A 16361-nucleotide genomic window follows, 5' to 3' on the forward strand; every position below is an offset into this window, starting at 1 on the left:
GTGGAGGGGCAGATGCTCAACGGTGTGATGTCGAAGCGGTACGGTACCCGGGCGGTGGCGGCCCTGGCGGCCGTCGCGGCGCTGGGACTGACCGGCTGCTCGGTGGACGCCTCGAAGGCGACTCCCGAGTCGAAGACCTTCCCCTTCCAGGGCAGGACCCTCGACGTCAAGACCCATGAGATCGCGACCGACCTGGTCGCGGTGGACCGCAAGGACGTCAAGGTCACCCGCTGGTTCGACGCGGCGGCCGGCAGCGAACACCTCTCGTGGGAGCTCAAGGGCAACGTCCTGGACATCGACGCCGGGTGCAGCGGCTTCGCGATCTGCGACTCCAAGTTCAAGGTCGAGGTCCCCAAGGGCGTCACCGTGCTGCGCGACGGCGAGAAGACCGACCTGCGGGGCAAGAGCTGATCATGCTCCACCTCTCCGGAATCACCAAGGTCTACAAGGGCGGCAAGCGCGCCGTCGACGACATGACCCTGCACATGGAGCCGGGCATGCTGGGCCTGCTGGGCCCCAACGGCGCCGGCAAGTCCTCCCTGATGCGGATCGCCTCCACCGTCACCCGCCCCACCGGCGGCAAGGTCCTCTTCCACGGTGAGGACGTGGTGGCCAGGCCGAACGTCCTGCGCAAGGCTCTCGGGTACCTGCCCCAGGACTTCGGTGTCTACCCGAACCTCACCTCCCGTGAGTTCCTGATGTACCTGGCCGCCGCCAAGGGCGTGTCGGCCCGGTCGGCCAAGGCGCGGATCGACGAGCTGTTGGAGCTGGTCAACCTCACCGAGGCCGTCAAGCGGCCCCTGGGCAGGTACTCCGGCGGGATGCTGCGCCGGGTGGGCATCGCCCAGGTCCTGCTCGGCGACCCGCAGGTCGTCATCGTGGACGAGCCGACGGCCGGCCTCGACCCCGAGGAGCGGGTGCGGTTCCGCAACCTGCTCAGCGACCTGGCCTCGGACAAGGTCGTGATGCTCTCCACCCACATCGTCTCCGACGTGGAGTCGGTGGCCTCCGACATCGCGGTGGTGGCGAACGGCCGACTACAGCGCCGCGGCACACCGGAGGCGCTGCTGAACGAGGTGGACGGGCAGGTGTGGGAGGCCCTGGTCGACCCCGCCGCCGTCCCGCAGGTGCAGGCGCGGTTCGTCGTCAGCCGTATGGTGCGCACGGCCCAGGGCGTGAAGATACGCCTGCTGTCCCCCGTCCAGCCGTACGAGGGCGCGGTCCAGCTCACCCCCGACCTGGAGGACGCCTACCTCCACGTCATCAACGGCGCCGCCGGCCACGGTGGTTCCGGCGCCCCGGGGCGGGAGCCGATGCAGGCACGGGCGGTGTGATCCGATGATGCGCGTGCTCTCCGGCCTGGCGGTGGCCGACTTCAAGGACCGGGTACGGCGGCCCGCCTACGTGGTGACGCTGGCCGCGGCCGTGGCCCTGGGATATATGGCGGTGCCGGACTCGGGCGCCAAGTGGGTCATCATGCAGCTCGGTGACTACCGCGGTGTCCACAACAGCGCGTACGTGGGCACGGCGACCGCGCTGGCCTGCGGCCTGTGGATCTCGCTCGGCGGCTTCTACGTCGTACGCAACTCCATCGAACGCGATCGCCGCACCCGGGTGGGGCAGTTGCTCGCCGCGACCCCCATGCGGACCTCGTCCTACATGGCGGGGAAGTTCCTGAGCAACCTCATGGTGCTCACCTCCATGGTCGGTGTGCTCGCCCTGACCGCGCTGGTGATGCAGCTCGTGCGCGGCGAGTCCACGAGCGTCGACCTGATCGAGCTGTGGCAGCCGTTCCTGCTGCTCGCGGTGCCGCTGGTGGCGCTGGCCGCCGCCTTCGCGCTGCTCTTCGAGGCACTGCCGCTGCTGCGCGGCGGGCTGGGCAACATCCTCTGGTTCTGCATCTGGGTGGTGCTGGCCATCGGCGGCCAGGGCCCCAACCTGCCACTGGGCGGCATCGGCGTGAACAGTGTCGCCATGTCGATGTACCAGGACATGCCGGCCCAGAAGGTCAAGGTGGGCGGCTCGTTCAGCCTGGGGCTGACCTACCTCGACAAGCCCTTACAGGTGTTCGACTGGCACGGCTTCACACCGTCCGGCGGATACGTCCTGGCCCGGCTGGCGTTCATCGGCATCGCGGTGGTCGTGGCCCTGCTGCCCGCGCTGTGGTTCCGCCGCTTCGACCCGGGCCGCGCCAGGCAGCCGGCCGAGCGCCCCCAGCAGGACCAGACGGCCGGCGTCATCCCCTCGGTGTACGTGGACGAGGTGCCGCGTTCCGCGGCCGACCGGCGTGCCTCCGCCGTGGCCCTGCCGAGGACGCCGCCGCAACCGGGCCGCGTCCTGCTGCGCCTGTGGACCGGTGAGCTGCGCATCCTGCTCCAGGGCGTGTCCAGATGGTGGTGGTGGGGTGCCGGGTTCTGGCTGTTCCTCGGCGTCTGCTCGCCGATGCCGGGCGCCACGCGGCTGATGCTGCCGGTGTCCTGGCTCTGGCCGGTGCTGATCTGGTCCCGGCTGGGCACCCAGCGATACGAGCACAACGTCGAGGGCATCCTCGGCGCCTTCCCCTCGACGCACCGCCGGGTGGTCGCCGAGTGGGCGGCGGGCGCCACGCTCACCGCTGTGGTAGGGCTCGGGCCCCTGATCCGGCTGGTCATCGCCGGGGACGTCACCGGAGTCGCGTGCTGGGCCGCCGGCGCGCTGTTCGTCCCGTCGCTGGCGCTGGCCCTGGGCACCCTCAGCCGTACCCACCGCCTGTTCCAGGCCATCTACCTGCCCTTGTGGTACACGGTCGCCAACGGTCTGCCGCTGTTCGACTTCATGGGCGCCATCCGGATCGAGGGCCGGCAGGCGGGCCTGCCCCCGGCCGTGGTGCTCACCGTGTCGGCGCTGCTGGTCGCGGTGGTCTTCATGACCGGATCGATGCGGCGGCTCAGCCGCGACTAGGGAGAGGAAGCTTCCGTGGAACAGGGTGGCGAGCACACCGGCGGCGCGGCGGCCGCCGACCGGCGCCGGATCGCCGAACTGGAGGCGGAGCCGGCGGAACGGGGGAGCGCCAACGAAATCCTGGTGGCGTTGGCCGAACACCTCTCCGGTGTCCGGCGGCGCTCCGGGCCGGTCCAGCCCGCCGCCTCCACCGCACAACGTCCGGAGTCGGCCGGTCACCCGGCCGACTCCGGACGGCCCGGCAGCTGCGGCCGCCGGTTCTTACCCGCCGGGCAGCACACCGGGCCCGGTCACAGCAGACGGGGGTCCCGACCCCGCACCGGCCGCGCACGGCGGTCGACGGCGACGACGGCGCGAGCCGCCGTCGGCCGGAGTGAAGCCGTGGTCCCGGTGCCGGGTGAAGCGCAGTTCGCTGAGGAGTGAGTCATGCGGCCGAAGTGCCGAACGTCCATCGCGGGTCTGGTCACGGTGGCGGCGATCGTCGCGACCGGGGGCTGCGCCACCACCACGTCCCCCACCCTCCAGTCGGAGCGGGCCGGTCACGCGGTCGAGGCCCCGCGCTGGACGGCGACCTGGGGAGCGTCGATGCAACAGGCGGTCCCGAACACGCCGGACGAGGATCCCAACTGGTCCGAGGAGGGCTTCGAGAACCAGACCGTACGGCAGGTGGTGCGCGTCAGCACCGGAGGGGACAAGCTGCGCATCCGACTGTCGAACGCGTACGGAGGCAAGCCGCTGAAGATCGCCGGGGCGTCCGTCGCCCGGTCCGACGGCGGCGCCAAGACCAAGCCCGGCAGCCAACGCCCGCTGACCTTCGGCGGCTCCCTCGGCACCACGATCCCCGCCGGCAAGGACACCGTGAGCGACACGGTGCCCCTGGAGGTCGCGCATCTGGAGAAGCTGGCGGTCTCCCTGCGGTTCACCGGGCCCACGGGCCGGGCCACCTTCCACCGCTTCACCACGGACCGGTCCTACCGTGCGGACGGCGACCGGCTCACCGAAGTGGGCAGCGGCGCGTTCACCGAGTCCACCAACTCCTGGTACTACCTGAGCGCCGTCGACGTGCAGGGGGAAGCCGCCCGGCCCCGCGACGCCGTGCTGGTCTTCGGCGATTCCCTGATCGACGGTGTCGGGTCGACCCCCGGTGCCGACAACCGGTTCTCCGACAAGCTCGCCGAACGCCTGGTCGCCGCCCACCGTCCGCTGGGGCTGGCCAACGCCGGGCTCGCCGGCGCCCGGCTGCTGGAGGACTCGCCCTGCTTCGGGGAGAAGGCCGCCGTCCGCTTCGAGCGGGAGCTGGAGCAGCGGTCCGGGCTGCGGACGGCCATCGTCCACCTGGGCGCCAACGACCTCTCCGTCACGATGCCCGGCACTCCCTGTGCGAACGACGGCCCCCGGCCCACCCTCCGGCAGCTGATCGACGGCCACCGCGAACTCATCAAGATCGCCCACGCCAAGGGTGTCAAGGCCGTGGGGATGACCCTCGTGCCCATCAGGGGCGCGGTCTTCCCCTTCGCGGACCGTGCCGGTGACCGTCTCCGCCGGCAGCTGAACGACTGGATACGGGACTCCGGCGCGTACGACTCGGTGCTCGACACCGACCGGATTCTGGCGGACGCCTCCCAGCGCACCCGCCCGAGCCCGGCCTATGTGTCGGAGGACGGGCTGCACCCCAACGACACCGGCTACTTCGCGGTCGCCGCGGCGGTGGATCTCGATCTGCTCTGACGCGGGGACGGTGCGAACGGCGGACCGGCGCTGACCGCCCCCTTGACACCCCGCGCCCGGTGACCACCCCGGCCAGGAGTCCCCCGTCCCTGGCCGGCGTCCCTCCCGGCGGCCCCGCGTCCCCCGGGCGGGGCCGTCGGGTCAGCCGCACTGGGTGCCGAGCCGCCGCACGAGCCGGCCGGTTCCTCCCTCGGGGCAGAGCGGAAGGGTCTGTCCCGCCAGAATGCGCTTGCCGCCCTGGTGGGGAAATGCCTGTACGACGCTGCGCGGGCCTTCAGTTTTCCAGGGGGCGCGCGGTGTCCGGGGAGGCCAGGGTCATGCGGGGCAGTCTGCCGCCCAGCTCAGCGGCCGGGGGCCGAGCCCGTGGGGCGGGCTCAGTCCCTCCGGGCCGCCCGGTCCGACGACGGCCACACGTACGGCAGGCCTTCCGGGACGTCGGGGAAAAGTGCCCGGTAGTGCTCGGGGAATTTGGTCACCAGGGCCGACTGGTGGCTGCGGTGGAAGGCCGGGTCGCCCAGCCAGTTCGGGAGGTCGCCGGCTTCGGAGAGTTCGGCGTAGGAGCGTACGGGGGTCCGGGGGCGGTGGGCGGTGAAGTCCTGGGTGAGGGTCGTGGCGCAGGTGTCCTGGCGGCCGGCGTCGGTCCACACGCGGCACATTTCGAGGCCGTACCGGACAAGGGCTTCCTCGTAGCCCGCCCACATGTGTACGGCCGGGTGGTGTCGCCAGCCGTAGCCGGGGACGGTGAGGCCGCGCAGGACCTGGAGGGTCTCCACCCGCTGCTTTCCGAGCCGGCGCGCGTCGAGGGCCGCGGCGGAGGCCGCGAAGTCGGGGTAGGGGAGGAAGGTCTGCATGGGACAGGTGTAGCCCGTGTGCGGGGGTGGTGCGGGGGTGGTTGCTTCGTATGGCCCAGCGGCCGGAGGTACGTCCGGCGGTCGGGCGGGAGGGCCCTGAAGGGTGTGGCCAGGGCCCTCCCGCGGTGTCCGGCGGGTTACGGCAGCAGCTTGGACAGCGGGGTGTCCGGGGTGGTCACGGCCGTGGTCAGCAGCCCGATCAACGACTCCGCCACCCCCTCCACCGTCCCCCTGTCGAATACGTCCGTGTTGAACTCGACAAAGCCCTCCAGGCCCTGCGGCTCCCCCGTTCCCGAACGGTGTTCCGTGAGGCCGAAGGACAGGTCGAAGTGGGCGACGTGGAGGTCGACCGGTTCGGGGCGGGCGTGGTTGCCGCCGAGGGTGAAGTGGCGTTCGGGGGCGTTGTCGAGGGTGAGGAGGGTTTGGAAGAGGGGGTGCCGGGAGGTGGAGCGGGCCGGGTTGAGGGCTTCCACGAGTTGTTCGAAGGGGAGGTCCTGGTGGGCCCAGGCCGCGAGGTCGGTGTCGCGGACGCGGGCGAGGAGGTCGCGGAAGGTGGGGTCGCCCGAGGTGTCGGTGCGCAGGACGAGGGTGTTGACGAAGAAGCCGACGAGGTCGTCCAGGGCCTGGTCGGTGCGGCCGGCGATGGGGCTGCCGACCGGGATGTCGGTGCCGCCGCCGAGGTGGGTGAGGAGGGCCGCCAGGCCGGCCTGGACGACCATGTAGAGGCTGGTGCCGGTGTCGCCGGCCAGGGCGTGCAGGCCCTGGTGGAGGTCGGCGGGGAGGTGGATCGGGAACATGTCGCCGCGGTAGGTGGTGACCTCCGGGCGGGGGCGGTCGAGGGGGAGGGGGATTTCGGCGGGGAGGTCGGCGAGTTGGCGGCGCCAGTAGGCGAGTTGGCGGGAGTAGACGCTGTCGGGGTCGTCGGGGTCGCCGAGGAAGTCCTGCTGCCAGAGGGTGTGGTCGGCGTACTGGACGGGCAGTGGGGACCACTGCGGGTCCTCGCCCGCGCTGCGCGCGTCGTAGGCGGCGGCCAGGTCGCGGGAGAGCGGCGCCATGGACCAGCCGTCGCCCGCGATGTGGTGCAGGAGCAGGAGGAGGACGTGCTCGTCCGGGCCCTGGGGGAAGAGGGTGGCCTTCAGGGGGTGTTCGGTGGTGATGTCGAAGGAGTGCCGGGCGGCTTCGTGGAGGGCCGGCGCCAGGTCGTCGGGGCCCACCTCGACGACGGTCAGCAGGTCGCGGCCGGAGTCCGGCGGCAGGATGATCTGCTGCGCGGCCCGGGCCCTGCGGGGGAAGACCGTGCGCAGGCTCTCGTGCCGGGCGACGAGGTCGCCGAGGGCGGCCCGTAGCGCCGCGTGGTCGAGTTTGCCGGTGAAGCGCAGGGCGAGCGGGATGTTGTAGGTGGGGCTGGGGCCTTCGAGGCGGTGCAGGAACCAGAGCCGGCGCTGGGCGTAGGAGAGGGGGACGGCGGCCGGGCGGATCGCGGGCCTGACCGGCGGGCGGGTCTGGGCGGTGGCGGAGTCGATGCGCCGGACCAGGGCCGCGACGGTGGGGGCCTCGAAGAGGGCGCCGATGGGCAGTTCGACGTCGAGGGCGGTGCGGATGCGGCTGATCAGGCGGGTCGCCATGAGGGAGTGGCCGCCGAGGACGAAGAAGCTGTCGTCGATGCCGACGCGGGGGACGCGCAGCACGTCGGCGTACAGCTCGCAGAGGATCTCTTCCTTCGGGGACCGGGGGCCGCGGCCGCCGAGTTCGGAGCGGGGGTCGGGGGCGGGCAGGGCCTTGCGGTCCACCTTGCCGTTCGGGGTGAGCGGCATGGTGTCGAGGGCCACGATGGCGGACGGCACCATGTAGGCGGGCAGCCGGTCGCGCAGGTGGCGGCGGAGGGCCGTCGAGTCGAAGGCCTCCTTGGAGACGGGGACGAGGTGGGCGACCAGGCGTTCGTCGCCCGGGGTGATCTCGCGCAGGTTGACGGTGGCCTGGGCGACCGCGGGGTGGGAGTCCAGGACGGTCTCGATCTCGCCGAGTTCGATGCGGAAGCCGCGCATCTTGACCTGGGAGTCGGCGCGGCCGACGTACTCCAGTTGGCCTTCCGGGCTCCAGCGGACCAGGTCGCCGGTGCGGTACATCCGGGCGCCGGGGGCGCCGAAGGGGTCGGCGACGAAGCGTTCGGAGGTCAGGGCGGGGCGGCCCAGGTAGCCGCGGGCGGGGCCGGTGCCGCCGACGTACAGTTCGCCGGTCACCGAGGGGGCGACGGGGCGCAGGGCGCTGTCGAGGACGTAGACGCGCATGTTGTCCATGGGGCGGCCGATGGGGACCGTGCCGGCGATCCGCCGCGGCGCCCGCATGGCGTGGTACGTCGCGGACATGGTGACCTCGGTGGGTCCGTAGATGTTGCCGACGCGGGTCTCGGGGCAGGCGTCGAGGATCTTCTGTACGGCGGACGGGGAGGCCGCCTCGCCGCCCGTCCAGACCTGCCGTACGCCCGCGAGCGCGCCGGGGCGCTCCTCGGCGAGCAGGTTGAACAGGGCGGTGGTGAGCAGGACCGCGGTGATGCGGTGCTCGGTGAGCAGGCGGCTGTAGTCGTCGGGGGTGAGGTCGCCGGGCGGGGCCATGACCAGGTGGCCGCCGTTGAGGAGCGGGATCCACAGGTCGAAGGTGGCGGCGTCGAACGCGGGGGAGGCGTGGCCGAGCACGGTGTGCCGGGCGCCGTCCGGTGCGTCCTGGCGCCAGCAGTGGTCGGCGGCCAGGGCCACCACGTCGCCCTGGGTGACGGCGATGCCCTTGGGCGTGCCGGTCGATCCGGATGTGTACATGACGTACGCGACGGAGTCGGCGTACGCGGCCGGTGCCGGGAGGTCCGTGCCGGGCAGCTCGGCCAGCTCCTGCGCGCAGGCGTCGACGGCCAGGGCCGGGACGCCGGGGAGGTAGGCGTCGGCCGGCAGGCCCCGCTGGGTCAGGACGACGACGGCTTCGGTCTCGGCCGCGATCAGCCGCATCCGGGCGGCCGGGTAGCGCTTGTCGAGCGGTACGTACACACCGCCCGCCTTGAGGATCGCGAGGATCGCGACGACCAGGTCGGCGGAGCGGTCCAGCAGAACGGCGACGCGGCTCTCGGCGCCGACGCCGTGCTCGGCCAGGTGCCGGGCGAGGCGGTTGGCGCGGGCGTTCAGCGCGGCGTAGGTGAGGGTTTCGCCGGCGAAGGTGAGGGCGGGCGCGTCCGGCGTCTCGGCCACCCTGGCCTGGAACGCCTCGGCGAGGCAGGTGCGGCGGAGCGGCCGGTCGGTGGCGTTGACCTCGCCGAGCAGCAGGGCCCGCTCGTCGGCGGTCAGCACGTCGAGGTGGGCGAGCGACCGGTCGGGGTCGGCGGTCACCGCGTCGAGCAGGGCGACGAACCGGGCGGCCAGCGCCTGGACCGTACGCCGGTCGAAGAGGTCGGTGCTGTACTCGATCGCGCCGTCCATGCCGGGCCGTTCGCCGTGCGCGCCGCGCCGTTCGGTCAGGAAGACGGACATGTCGAAGCGGGAGGCGTCGACGTGCACGGGTTCGGTGTGGGCGGCGTGGCCGCCGAGGGTGAACTCCCCTTCGGGCGCGTTGTCGAGGGTGAGCATGGTCTGGAAGAGGGAGTTGCGGGCCGCGGAGCGGACCGGGTTGAGGGCCTCGACGAGCTGCTCGAAGGGCAGGTCCTGGTGGGCCCAGCCGGCCAGGGCGGTGCTCCGTACGCGCTGGAGCAGGGTGCGGAAGGTGGGGTCGCCGGAGGTGTCCGTGCGCAGCACGAGGGTGTTGACGAAGAAGCCGATGTGGTCGTCGAGGGCCTGGTCGGTCCGGCCCGCGACGGGGCTGCCGAGCGGGATGTCGGTGCCGGCGCCGAGCCGGGTGAAGAGGGTGGCCAGGCCCGCCTGGAGCACCATGTAGAGGCTGGTGCCGGTCTCGCCCGCGAGGGCGTGCAGGCGCTGGTGCAGCTTCGCGGGGATCTCCCAGGTGATCGAGTCGCCGCGGAAGGAGGCGCGCTGCGGCCGCGGGCGGTCGAAGGGCAGGGCGATCTCCTCGGGGAGGCCCTTCAACTGCTCGCGCCAGTAGGCGATCTGGCGTCCGTAGACGCTGTCGGTGTCCTCGGGGTCGCCGAGGTGGTCCCGCTGCCAGAGGGTGTAGTCGGCGTACTGGACGGGCAGCGGCGCCCATTGCGGGGCCCGCCCGGCGCGGCGCGCGTCGTACGCCGCCGCCACGTCGCGGGAGAGCGGCGCCATCGACCAGCCGTCACCGGCGATGTGGTGGAGCAGCAGGAGCAGGACGTTCTCGTCCGGTCCGGTGCGGAAGAGCTTGACCCGCAGCGGCAGGTCGGCGGTCAGGTCGAAGCGGTGCCGGGCGGCCTCCTTCAGGAGGGCGCGGAACGCCGCCGGGTCGTCGGGCACGTCCTCGGTCACGCTGAGGATGCCGAAGGCGTCCGGGTCGGTGGCCGGGTCGAGGACGACCTGCTGCGGGGTGCCGCCGGTCTCGCGGAAGACGGTGCGCAGGCTCTCGTGCCGGGCGAGCAGGTCACCGAGGGCGGCGCGCAGCGCTTCCTCGTCCACCGGTCCCGCGATACGCAGCATGAGGGGGATGTTGTAGGTGGGGCTGGGACCTTCGAGGCGGTACTGGAACCACAGGCGGCGCTGGGCGTACGACAGCGGCAGCACCTCGGGGCGCGGCATGGGCCGCAGGGCGCTGCGGGTGCGCGCGGTGGACAGGCCGAGGCGCTCCACGAGGGCCTCGACGGTGGGGGCCTCGAAGAGGGCGGCGATGGGCAGTTCCACGCCGAGGACCGCGCGGACGCGGCTGACCAGGCGGGTGGCGAGCAGCGAGTGGCCGCCGAGGGCGAAGAAGCTGTCGTCGATGCCGACGCCGGGGACGCCCAGCAGGTCGGCGTACAGCTCGCACAGGATCTCCTCCTGCGGCGAGCGCGGCGCCCGGCCGCCCGCGTCGGATCCGGTCCGCGCCGGGTCGGGGGCGGGCAGCGCCTTGCGGTCCACCTTGCCGTTCGGGGTCAGGGGCAGCGCGTCGAGCACCGTGATGACGGACGGCACCAGATACTCGGGCAGCCGGGCGAGCAGGTCGCGGCGGAGTTCGGCGGCGAGGGTCTGCCGGGCGGCGTCCGCGGCGGGTACGACGTAGCCGGTAAGGCGGAGGTCGCCGGTGCGGTCGGCGCGCGCCGCGACGGCGGCCTGCCGCACCGCCGGGTGGGCGCCGAGCGCCTGCTCGACCTCGCCCGGTTCGATGCGGTGGCCGCGCACCTTGACCTGGTCGTCGACGCGGCCGACGAATTCCGGCTCGCCGTCGGCGCGGCGCCGTACGAGGTCGCCCGTGCGGTACATGCGCGCGCCCGCCGGGCCGAAGGGGCAGGCCACGAACCGCTCGGCAGTCAGCGCGAAGCGCCCGAGGTAGCCGCGGGCCAGGCCGGAGCCGGCAAGGTAGAGCTCTCCCGCGGCGCCGTCCGGCACCGGGCGCAGCAGCGCGTCGAGGACGAACATGCGTACGTCGCCGATCGGCGCGCCGAGTGAGGGCACCACCCGGCCGGACAGCGGCGCGCCCACCGACGCGCACACCGTGGCCTCGGTCGGGCCGTACGCGTTGACCATGCGGCGGCCGGCCGACCACCGTTCCACCAGGTCGGCGGGGCAGGCCTCGCCCGCCACCACCAGGGAGACGACGCCGGGCAGCGCCGCCCGCGGCGGCAGGGCGGCCAGGACCGACGGCGGCAGGGTGGCGTGGGTGACGCGCTGTCCGGCGAGCAGTTCCTCCAGTCCGGCGCCCGGCAGCAGCCGCTCCCCCGGTGCCATGACCAGGGCGGCGCCGGACAGCCAGGTCACGCACATCTCGGAGACCGACGCGTCGAAGGCGGCCGAGGCGAACTGCAGCACGCGGCTCTCCGCCGTCACCGCGAACCGCTCGGCCTGCGAGGCCGCCAGCGCGGCGAGGCCGGTGTGCGGGACCACGACGCCCTTGGGCGTGCCCGTCGAGCCGGAGGTGTGGATCACGTACGCCGGGTGGGCGGGCCGCAGCCCGGTCGTGGGGTCGGTGTCCGGGTACGCGGACAGGTCCTGGCGCATCGCCTCGGCGTCCAGGACGAGCACGGGCGCGGTGTCGGCCAGGACGAAGGCGCGCCGTTCGGCGGGGTAGTCCGGGTCGACGGGCACGTAGGCGCCGCCCGCCTTCAGGACGGCGAGCAGCGCCACCGCCAGTTCCACGGAGCGCGGCAGCACCACGGCCACCGGCGTCTCCGGGCGCACGCCCTGGGCGGTCAGCCGGTGGGCCAGGCGGTTGGCGCGGGCGTTCAGTTCGCCGTACGAGAGGGTGACGTCCTCGAAGACCAGCGCCGTGGCGTCCGGCGTGCGCGCCACCTGTTCCGCGAACAGCTCGGGCAGCGTGCGGTGCCGGGCCGCCGGCCGGGCGGCCGACGCGTCCCGCCGCAGGTGCTCGCGCTCCTCGGCGGTGAGGACGTCGAGGTGCGCGAGCGGGACGTCCGGCGTGGCGACGGCCGCCCGGAGCACCCGCACGAGCTGGGCGGCGAGCGTGGCGACCGTGGAGCGGTCGAAGAGGTCGGTGCTGTACTCGACGAAGCCGTCCAGGCCGCGCGGTTCGCCCTGCGGGCCCTGGCGCTCCCAGAGGCTGAAGAAGAGGTCGTACTTCGCGGTGCCGGTGCTGACCAGCTCGGAGCGGGTACGGACGCCGAGCCGGTCGAAGCCGCCCTCGGGGGCGTTCTGTACGGCGGCGACCACCTGGAACAGGGGCTGCCGGCCCGCCGACCGCGCCGGGTTGAGGGCCTCCACGAGCTGTTCGAAGGGCAGGTCCTGGTGGGACCAGGCGGCCAGGTCGGTGTCGCGGACGCGGCGCAGCAGGTCGCGGAAGGTCGGGTTGCCGGCGGTGTCGGTGCGCAGCACGAGGGTGTTGACGAAGAAGCCCACCAGGTCGTCCAGGGCCTGGTCGGTGCGGCCCGCGACGGGACTGCCGATGGGGATGTCGGTGCCGGCGCCGAGGCGGGTGAGCAGGGCAGCCAGGCCCGCCTGCACGATCATGAACAGGCTGGTGCCGGTGTCGCGCGCCAGGGCGTGCAGCTCCGCGTGCAGGCCGGCGGGCAGGTCCAGGCCGAGCGCGGCGCCCCGGTACGTCGCGCGCCGGGGGCGCGGGCGGTCGTAGGGGAGCGCGATCTCCTCGGGGATGCCGCTGAGCTGCCGTGTCCAATAAGCGAGTTCTCGCGCTTGGACACTGGCCGGGTCCCGCGGGTCGCCGAGGTGGTCCCGCTGCCAGAGGGTGTAGTCGGCGTACTGGACCGGCAGCGGCTTCCACCGCGGGGCCCGTCCGGCGCGGCGCGCCTCGTACGCCGCCGCCAGGTCGCGGGAGAGCGGCGCCGACGACCAGCCGTCACCGGCGATGTGGTGCAGCAGCAGGAGCAGCACGTGCTCGTCCGGCCCGGTCCGGAACAGCGTGGCGCGCAGCGGCAGTTCGGTGGCGATGTCGAAGGCGTGCCGGGTGGCCTCGTCGAGCAGACGCCGTACGTCGTCGGGGCCGGTGTGCACCACGGTGAGCACCGGCGGCAGGCCCGCCAGGTCGTCGACGGCGCGGACGACCTGGCGCGGGGTGCCGGTGGCCGTCTCGTGGAAGACCGTGCGCAGGCTCTCGTGCCGGGCGAGCAGGTCGCCCAGCGCGGCGCGCAGCGCGTCGTGGTCCAGCTCGCCGGACAGGTGCAGCGCGAGCGGGACGTTGTACGTGGCGCTCGGGCCCTCCAGCCGGTGCAGGAACCACAGGCGGTGCTGGGCGTACGACAGCGGCAGCACGTCGGGGCGCGGCCTGGGCCGCAGGGCCGGGCGGCCCCCGGAGGCGGCGGCGTCGACGTGCTCGGCGAGCGCGGCGACCGTGGGCGCCTCGAACACGGCGGTGATCGGGAGGTCCACGTCCAGGGCGGTGCGGATGCGGCCGATCAGGCGGGTGGCGAGCAGCGAGTGGCCGCCCAGGGTGAAGAAGTCGTCGTCGATGCCGACCTGCGGCACGCCGAGGATGTCGGCGTACAGCTCGCACAGCACGCCCTCGCGCGGGGTGCGCGGCGCCCGGCCGCCGGACTCGGCGCCGAGGTGGGCCGGGTCGGGCGCGGGCAGCGCGGCGCGGTCGACCTTGCCGTTCGGCGTCAGGGGCAGGGCGTCCAGCGCGACCAGGGCCGACGGGACGAGGTGGGCGGGCAGCCGGTCGCGCAGATGGCGGTGGAGGGCGGTGACCAGGGCGGCGGTGTGCAGTGCCGCGCCGGGGTCGGTGGTGTGGTCCGCGAGGGGGCCGGTGAGGTCGCCGGCCGGGCGGCAGAGGCCGACGGCGGCCGCCGACGCCAGCTCCTCCGCCGGCGCGAACAGGACGTCGTACCGGCCTTCGGGGCCGTCCGGCGCCCAGGTGACGGCCGTCCACCTGCCGAGGCGGGCGCCCAGTTCGGTGAGCTGCTCCGGTTCGGCTCCGGCGGTGTCGGTGGCGGCCAGCCGGGCGCGGGCCTCGCCCACCGGCAGGCCCGCCGTGACGGCGGATGCGGCCGCCGCCTCGCCCGCCAGACGCGGGTTGGGCACCCCGGTCAGGCGCAGCCGCTGTCCGGGCCGGTCGCGCAGGGCCTGTTCGAGGGCGGCCGCGCCGGTGACGTCCCGGCCCCAGGCGAGGCTCGGGGCGTCGGTGAAGGAGACCGTGCGGGCGGGCCGCTTGTGCAGGACGGCGTCGTAGCGGTGGCGGGTCAGCTCGTTGTGGTGGCGGGTGCCCTTGAGCCGGAGGTCGGTGCCGGTCACGTCCGGCAGTTCGGCGGGCAGTGCCGCGAAGAAGTCCGGGTCGACCAGGAGTTCCTTCTCCAGCCGGACGCTCTGGTCGATCACCGCGCCGAGGGCGCCCGGCTCCGCGTCCGGGCCGGCCCGGTGCAGCTCGACGGCCGTACGGAAGAGCCGTAGCAGCCGCCGGTTGCGGAGGTCGCCGACGAAGACCCGGCCGCCGGGGGCCAGCAGGTCCACGGCGTTGCGCAGGACCCGCAGGAAGTAGGCGGCGTTGGGGAAGTACTGGGTGACCGAATTGATCACGATGGTGTCGAACCAGCCGGTGGGCAGGCCCTCGGTGACGTCGGCGGGCCGGCAGCTCAGCTCGACCTTGCCGGCCAGCTCCGGTACGGCGGCGACCTGGCGGCGCAGCCGTTCGACGGCCGGTGCCGAGAAGTCCGCTCCCCAGTACGCCTCGCAGGCGGGCGCCACCTTCGAGAGCAGCAGGCCGCTGCCGACGCCCATCTCCAGCACCCGGCGGGGCTTGAGGTCGAGGATGCGCCGTACGGTCTCGGCGCGCCAGTCGCGCATTTCCTCAAGAGGGATCGGGGTGCCGTCGTAGCTGCTGTTCCAGCCGCTGAAGTCCTCGCCGAACGGCGGCTCGTCGTCGTGCGTCTTGGCCTCGTCCGCGTAGACCAGGTCGTGCATCTCCTGCCACTCGCCGACCTGGTGTGCGTCGGCGCCGGGAGCGGGCGCGGGGCCGGTGGCGGGTACGACGTAGCCGACCAGGCGGATGTCGCCGGGCCGGTCCTCGCGGGCGGCGACCACGGCCTGCCCGACCCCCGGGTGCGCGCCGAGCACCTGCTCGATCTCGCCCGGCTCGACGCGGTGGCCGCGCACCTTGACCTGGTCGTCGGCGCGGCCGACGAACTCCAGCTCGCCGTCGTCCCGGCGGCGTGCCACGTCGCCGGTGCGGTACATCCGCGCGCCCGCCGGGCCGAAGGGGCACGCCACGAAGCGCTCCGCGGTGAGCGCGGAGCGGCCGAGGTAGCCGCGGGCGAGCCCGGTGCCGGTGACGTACAGCTCGCCGGTGCCGCCGGCCGGCACGGGGCGCAGCGCCGCGTCGAGCACGTACAGGCGCACGTCGGCGATGGGGGTGCCGAGCGCGGGCACCACGCGGCCGGACAGCGGCTCGCCCACCGTCGCGCACACCGTGGTCTCCGTCGGGCCGTACGCGTTGACCAGGCGCCGGCCGGCCGACCAGCGTTCGACCACGTCCGGCGGGCAGGCCTCGCCCGCCACCGCCAGCGCGGTGATCTCCGGCAGAGTGGTGTGCGGCGGCAGCGCCGCGAGCACGGAGGGCGGCAGCGTGGCGTGGGTGACGCGCTGTTCGGTGACCAGTTCGGCCAGGCCCGCGCCGGGCAGCAGGCGGGCGGCGGGGGCCATGACGAGGGCGGCGCCGGTCAGCCAGGCGACGCAGATCTCCGCGACGGACGCGTCGAAGGCGGCCGAGGCGAACTGCAGGACGCGGCTTTCGGCCGTCACCGCGAACCGCTCGGCGTGGGCGGCCGCCAGCCCGGCCAGGCCCGCGTGCGGGACGACGACGCCCTTGGGCACGCCCGTCGAGCCGGAGGTGTGGATGACGTAGGCGGCGTGGCCGGGGGTGAGGCGCACGGCGGGGCCGGTCGTGGGCAGGCCGGACAGGTCGCGGGGCAGGCTCTCCTCGTCGAGGACGAGGACGGGGGCCGTGTCGTCGAGGACGAAGGCGCGGCGTACCGGCGGGTACTCCGGGTCGACGGGTACGTACGCGCCGCCCGCCTTCCAGACGGCGAGCAGCGCCACCGCCAGCTCCACCGAGCGCGGCAGCACCAGCGCCACCCGGGCCTCGGGGCCCACGCCCTGCCCGGTGAGCCAGTGCGCCAGGCGGTTGGCCCGCGCGTCCAGTTCGCGGTACGAGAGTGTGGTGTCCTCGAAGACCAGCGCCGGGGCGTCCGGGGTGCGTGCCGCCTGGCGGGCGAACAATTCCGGGAAGGGCGCCGCGGAAACCGCCGCCTGCGTCATGTCGTTCACTGGTCCTCCACTCGTCGGCCGGCGCCTG

6 protein-coding genes are annotated in these 16361 nt (G+C 73.9%); 4 read left to right on the top strand and 2 right to left on the bottom strand.

Features of this window, described 5'->3' with window-relative positions; all coding sequences use genetic code 11:
• Nucleotides 1-12 precede the first annotated feature (12 nt).
• The 4 genes from ACH4EB_RS28390 (at nucleotide 13) to ACH4EB_RS28405 (ending at nucleotide 4668) form a co-directional block, all read left to right on the top strand.
• Nucleotides 13-411, top strand: a complete 399-nt coding sequence (locus ACH4EB_RS28390; RefSeq protein ID WP_398350708.1) for a hypothetical protein — start codon at nucleotides 13-15, stop codon at nucleotides 409-411.
• A gap of 2 nt (nucleotides 412-413) precedes the next feature.
• A complete protein-coding gene (locus ACH4EB_RS28395) occupies nucleotides 414-1334 on the top strand; it encodes an ABC transporter ATP-binding protein (RefSeq protein WP_398350710.1) in 921 nt (306 codons plus the stop codon).
• Nucleotides 1335-1338: 4 nt separating this feature from the next.
• The gene (locus tag ACH4EB_RS28400) at nucleotides 1339-2940 is read left to right on the top strand and encodes a hypothetical protein (RefSeq protein ID WP_398350712.1); all 1602 of its coding nucleotides are present in this window, start codon (nucleotides 1339-1341) and stop codon (nucleotides 2938-2940) included.
• 426 nt (nucleotides 2941-3366) lie between these two features.
• Nucleotides 3367-4668, top strand: a complete 1302-nt coding sequence (locus ACH4EB_RS28405; protein ID WP_398350714.1) for a GDSL-type esterase/lipase family protein — start codon at nucleotides 3367-3369, stop codon at nucleotides 4666-4668.
• A 374-nt stretch (nucleotides 4669-5042) separates the two neighbouring features.
• Here the strand turns inward: ACH4EB_RS28405 and ACH4EB_RS28410 are convergent, their stop codons facing one another.
• Nucleotides 5043-5519, bottom strand: a complete 477-nt coding sequence (locus ACH4EB_RS28410) for an MSMEG_6728 family protein (RefSeq protein WP_398350715.1) — start codon at nucleotides 5517-5519, stop codon at nucleotides 5043-5045.
• Between the two features lie 137 nt (nucleotides 5520-5656).
• On the bottom strand, nucleotides 5657-16324 hold the full coding sequence (locus tag ACH4EB_RS28415; protein ID WP_398350754.1) for an amino acid adenylation domain-containing protein: 10668 nt from the start codon (nucleotides 16322-16324) through the stop codon (nucleotides 5657-5659).
• Between the last annotated feature and the right edge of the window lie 37 nt (nucleotides 16325-16361).

This window comes from Streptomyces sp. NPDC018045 (assembly GCF_044327445.1).
Classification (GTDB): domain Bacteria; phylum Actinomycetota; class Actinomycetes; order Streptomycetales; family Streptomycetaceae; genus Streptomyces.